The 4,691-nt window shown below is 60.5% G+C and carries 5 protein-coding genes; 4 read left to right on the top strand and 1 reads right to left on the bottom strand.

Going from position 1 to position 4,691, the window contains the following annotated elements; translation table 11 throughout:
- Positions 1-109 precede the first annotated feature (109 nt).
- From ACIQ0Q_RS08225 to ACIQ0Q_RS08210, 4 genes are all read left to right on the top strand, one after another.
- Positions 110-643 carry a TetR family transcriptional regulator gene (locus ACIQ0Q_RS08225; protein ID WP_395772456.1) on the top strand — a complete coding sequence of 178 codons (534 nt, stop codon included), beginning with the start codon at positions 110-112 and terminating at the stop codon, positions 641-643.
- A gap of 182 nt (positions 644-825) precedes the next feature.
- Complete coding sequence (gene nusB / locus ACIQ0Q_RS08220; RefSeq protein ID WP_395772455.1) at positions 826-1,284, top strand: transcription antitermination factor NusB; 459 nt, start codon at positions 826-828, stop codon at positions 1,282-1,284.
- Positions 1,281-2,258 carry a thiamine-phosphate kinase gene (thiL, locus tag ACIQ0Q_RS08215; RefSeq protein WP_395772454.1) on the top strand — a complete coding sequence of 326 codons (978 nt, stop codon included), beginning with the start codon at positions 1,281-1,283 and terminating at the stop codon, positions 2,256-2,258. The genes nusB and thiL overlap by 4 nt, the downstream gene beginning before the upstream one ends.
- Entirely contained in the window at positions 2,248-2,730 is a 483-nt protein-coding gene (locus tag ACIQ0Q_RS08210; protein ID WP_395772453.1) for a phosphatidylglycerophosphatase A, read from the top strand. The genes thiL and ACIQ0Q_RS08210 overlap by 11 nt, the downstream gene beginning before the upstream one ends.
- Here the strand turns inward: ACIQ0Q_RS08210 and ACIQ0Q_RS08205 are convergent.
- Positions 2,727-4,691, bottom strand: a 1,965-nt coding sequence (locus ACIQ0Q_RS08205; protein WP_395772452.1) for a cation-translocating P-type ATPase, incomplete at its 5' end; no start/stop codon positions are given. The genes ACIQ0Q_RS08210 and ACIQ0Q_RS08205 overlap by 4 nt on opposite strands.

Here is a 4,691-nt window from a genome sequence, read left to right as displayed (position 1 = left end):
ATCGATAGCTCCATTCAGGATTAACAAGAATAAAACATATGTTGTACATCATCTGTTGTATTATTGTCAACTGTAGAAGAAAGATGAAATTGAAGGAAATGCCATGTCAATGAGCATGATCGATAAGGTGCAAGAAGCCACCTTGAAAGTTATTGCCGATGAAGGGGTCAACGCGGTGACTATCCGTAGGGTGGCAAAGGAGCTGAATCGTTCAACGACGGTCATAACCCACTACTACGCCAGTAGAGATGAGTTACTTCGAGAGAGTATTTCGTCAATACTGATTGAAAGGAGAAAAGATGCTAAAGCAGTTATTGCTCAAGCCAAAGATCCTCTGTGGGATTTCCTAGAGTGGTCAATTCAGAATGCTCATCAGGAGGTCTGGCATGCCCTTCTTGCTTCTAGTTGTGCAGGATTAGAGCAAGTAGTTGTTCATCTCGTTAAAGATTTCGAGGATTGGTGGACTCAATCATTGGAAAACCTTCTTCGAGGACGAACCAAGAAAGAACGGTCGATTGCTGAAGCAACCGACATTATTGGGGTAGTAGTAGAAGGATTGCTTTTGATGAATGGAAGACAAATGTCCAGCAAGATGTCTCAATCTCAGATTCTGCGAGCTACTATCGCACCCTTACTAAAGTAATTCTGGGTTCCGTCCAGCTGACGTTCCATGCTTGTTATCCACTCGGCTTGCCTGCTTTAGTTCGTTCCGGCAGCTCTTTATGGCCTCCGAGAGTGGTGTTGTGGCAGGACTTTTACGAAGACACGGGTGCGTGATACCCCGCGCTGCGGTAAAATGGTCCCACCCCGTAAATCTGGACTCCGATGAAACCTGCCCGTACCGACGGCATCGATCCCGCCGCCCGCTCGCGCTCCCGCCGCCGTGCTCTGCAGGCTGTGTACGCCTGGCAGCTGTCGCACACACCGGTCGACACCGTGCTGGAGCAGTTCAGCCACGAGCAGGACATGGAGGTGGCCGATCTGCCGTATTTCGAGGCATTGGTCCGCGGCGTCATCGACGGCCATGTCGATCTGGATGCCGCCTTGTCCCATTGTCTGGACCGCCCGATGGAGCAGGTCGATCCGATTGAGCGTGCGGTGCTGCGCATTGCCGCCTTCGAGCTGCGTGACCGCATCGATGTGCCCTACCGGGTCATCCTCAACGAGGCTATCGAAATCGCCAAGCGTTTCGGTTCCGATCACGGCCATACCTACGTCAACGGTGTCCTTGATCAAGCTGCCGGCATCTGGCGCCAGCCCGAGCTCAACACCCGCCGCGGATGAGTGAGTTTGACTGGATTGCCTGGCTGAAAAACAAGGCGCAGCAATCCGGCGCCCGCGACGATGTGGTGCTCGGTATCGGTGATGATGCTGCCATTTGCAGTGTGCCAACCGGCATGCAATTGATTACCTGCACCGACACCTTGGTCGCCGGTGTCCATTTTCCCGCAGACACCCGTGCCACTGACATCGGTTACAAGGCGCTTGCGGTGAACCTCAGCGATATGGCGGCGATGGGTGCCGAACCGGCCTGGATGAGTCTGGCCCTCACCCTGCCTGAAATGGAGTGGGACTGGCTGCAGGGTTTTTCCGAAGGCCTGCTGGAATTGGCCACCGAATACGGCGTCAGTTTGATCGGCGGCGATACCACCCGTGGTCCGTTGACGGTGACCATCAGCGTGCAGGGCTTCGTGCCGGCGGGTTCGGCGTTGCGCCGCACGGGTGCACGCGTCGGCGATGATGTCTGGGTCACCGGTTCGCTCGGCGATGCCGCGGCGGCATTGCAACAGACCAAACACGGCCCGATGCAATCGATGAAACTGCGGCATCGGCTCGACCGGCCAACGCCGCGCGTGGCCGCCGGTTTGGCTTTGCGCGGTCTGGCCAGCGCCGCCATCGACATTAGCGATGGCTTGGCCCAGGACTTGGGACATATCCTTTCATGCAGTGGTGTCGGTGCCGAGTTGGAACTGGGCCGTCTGCCGGTGTCGGCCAGTCTGCTCGATTTCCATAAAGACGATACCGTCCGTTGGGCGCTGCAACTTTCCGGCGGCGATGATTACGAGCTGTGTTTCACCGCTGCCCCGGCCGAGGCTTTTGCTATCGAGCAGGCCATGGCGGCCGCCGGTGTCAGTGCTTCGGTCATCGGACACATCACCGCCGAATCCGGACTGCGCTGCCTGACGCCGGATGGCGAACACTTAGCGCTGGAACAGGCCGGCTACCGGCATTTTGCGGAGACAAAGCATGTTCACTGATTACCGCCTGCTCAAGCACCCCTATGCCTGGATCGCGCTCGGTTTTGGCAGCGGCTTATCGAAAAAAGCCCCGGGCACTGCGGGCTCGCTGCTCGCACTACTGCTGTGGTGGCTGCTGATGGCTGAGCAACCGGTATGGTTGCAGCTGGTGGTCATTGCCGTCGGCTTCGAACTCGGCGTGCGCGCCAGCAACTGGATGATCGCCAAAACCGGGGTGCACGATCCGGGCTACATCGTCTGGGACGAATTCATCGGGCAGTGGATCGCACTGCTGTTGCTGCCGAAAACGCTGATGGCCTATGTGCTGGCTTTCGCCCTGTTCCGCTTATTCGATATCGTCAAACGCGGTCCGGTCGGTTGGACCGACAAACACTTTTCCGGCGGCTTCGGGGTGATGATCGATGATGTCAGTGCCGGACTCATGGCCCTGGCGGCGGCGCAGGCGGTGTGGCACTTCACGGGTTCGACTTAAGCCGTCCGCAGCGATTTTCCCAGCCAACGCAGACCCGCCGCCGCTACCAATACCGCCACGCCGGTGGCAACAGCCACGCTTTGCTGGCTCAGCGTCAGCGGGGCGAAATCCATCGCCGCGCGCAGCCAGGGCCAATGGATGGTCAGCGCGGCCAAGGCCAGCGCCAGCAGGATGATGACGTAGGCCGTGCGATTCGGAACGCGCAGACTGGCCAGAAAACCGCCGGCCGGTGCGCGGTTGACCAGAATCAGCGCGGCGTTCGACACCACCAAGGTCACGAACACCAAGGCACGCGTCTGTGCTTCGCTCAAGGGGTCATGACCGAAGTTCGCCCATGCGTAGACGCCGGCCAGGCCGACCAACACACACAGCCCCTGGAAAGCCGCCGAGAACATGTCGGCCGCGCCGAACAGCGGCGCCCGGGTATCGCGCGGCGGCTGCGCCATCACGCCGGATTCGGCCGGTTCGCGTTCGAAGGCGATGGCGCAGGACGGGTCGATAATCAATTCCAGCAGGGCGATGTGCAGCGGAAGCAACAGCGGCGGCAGACCCAGCAGCATCGGCAGCAGCGCGATGCCGGCGATTGGAATGTGAATGGCGAAAATATAGGCCATGGCCTTGCGCAGGTTGGCGAAGATGCGTCGGCCGGTGCGGATGCCGCGCACGATTGAACTGAAGTCATCATCGGTCAGCACCAGCGCCGCCGCTTCGCGTGCCACATCGGTGCCGCGTGCGCCCATGGCCACACCCACATGCGCGGCGCGCAGTGCCGGTGCGTCGTTGACGCCATCACCGGTCATCGCCACCACCTCGCCCGCGGCCTGCAATGCATGCACGATGCGCAGCTTCTGCTCCGGTGCGATGCGGGCGCACACGTTCACCGTGCGCAGGCGTTCGCGCAGGGCCTCGTCGTCGAGGGCCAGCATTTCGGTTCCAGTCAGCAGGTCGCCTTCCGGCAGGCCGGCTTCGTCCGCGATTACCCGTGCGGTGAGCGGGTAATCGCCGGTAATCAGAATCACGCGGATGCCGGCCGAGCGGCACTCGGCCACCGCTGCCGGTACGCCTGCGCGCAGTGGATCGCTCAAGCCAATCAGACCTTCCCAGACGAAGTCGAAATCGTGCGGCGACGCCGGAAACCCTTCGCCGGCATGACGGCCACGGGCCACGCCGAGTACGCGCAGGCCTCGTGCAGCCAGCGCCTCCACCTGCAGAAGCCAGGCCTTGCGCTCGGCTTCGGACAGATGGCAGAGATCCATCACCGCCTCCGGAGCGCCCTTGCTGGAAATCACATGATGCGCGCCTACGCCTTTCCAGGCCTGAGTGACTGCTTTCAGATCGGGTGTCAGTGCATAGCTTTGTGCCAAGTGCCAATCGCCGTGCAGATGTCCGCTGCCTTTCAGGTATTCATGTCCGGCATGGTGGAATGCGGTTTCCATCGGATCGAAGGGTTGCGGGGCACTGGCCAGAATGGCGTGCTCGATCAAGCCGTGGAATACGTCCGGCAACTGCGCGCCATCCGGCAAGGGCCAATGGAGGGTCTTGGGTGCTATCGCCGGGCCGGCGATCAGCGCGCTCACCCGCATACGGTTCTCGGTCAGCGTGCCGGTTTTGTCGGTGCACAGGACGCTGGTGGCGCCGAGTGTTTCCAGCGCATTGATCCGGCGTGTTAGTACGCCGTCGCGGGTCAGTCGATGGGCACCGAGTGCGGGGAACACGGTCAGTACCACCGGATACTCCTCCGGCAGAATGGCCATGGCCAACGCGATGCCGGATAATAGCGCCGGCAGCCATTGACCGGAACGGATGCCGAGTACAGTAATCATCAGTGCGCATAGGATTAAAGCCAGACCGGCCAGGGTCTTCACCAAGCGCGCGGTCTGTGCCTGCAGCGGAGTCTGTTGATCATCGACCTGCGCCAGTGAGCGGCTGATGCGTCCGACCTGGCTGTTGGCGCCGATGGC

It is taken from the genome of Arenimonas sp. (assembly GCF_044348765.1).
Classification (GTDB): Bacteria; Pseudomonadota; Gammaproteobacteria; order Xanthomonadales; family Xanthomonadaceae; genus Arenimonas.
Note: the sequence above shows the minus strand (reverse complement) of the source record. Positions and strands in the feature narration are given on the sequence as shown.

Excerpts from the sequence above, each read along its gene's own strand:
- ACIQ0Q_RS08210 (WP_395772453.1), top strand. The coding sequence starts at position 2,248 with ATGTTCACTGATTACCGCCTGCTCAAGCACCCCTATGCCTGGATCGCG.
- nusB (WP_395772455.1), top strand. The coding sequence starts at position 826 with ATGAAACCTGCCCGTACCGACGGCATCGATCCCGCCGCCCGCTCGCGC.
- thiL (WP_395772454.1), top strand. The coding sequence starts at position 1,281 with ATGAGTGAGTTTGACTGGATTGCCTGGCTGAAAAACAAGGCGCAGCAA.
- ACIQ0Q_RS08225 (WP_395772456.1), top strand. The coding sequence starts at position 110 with ATGAGCATGATCGATAAGGTGCAAGAAGCCACCTTGAAAGTTATTGCC.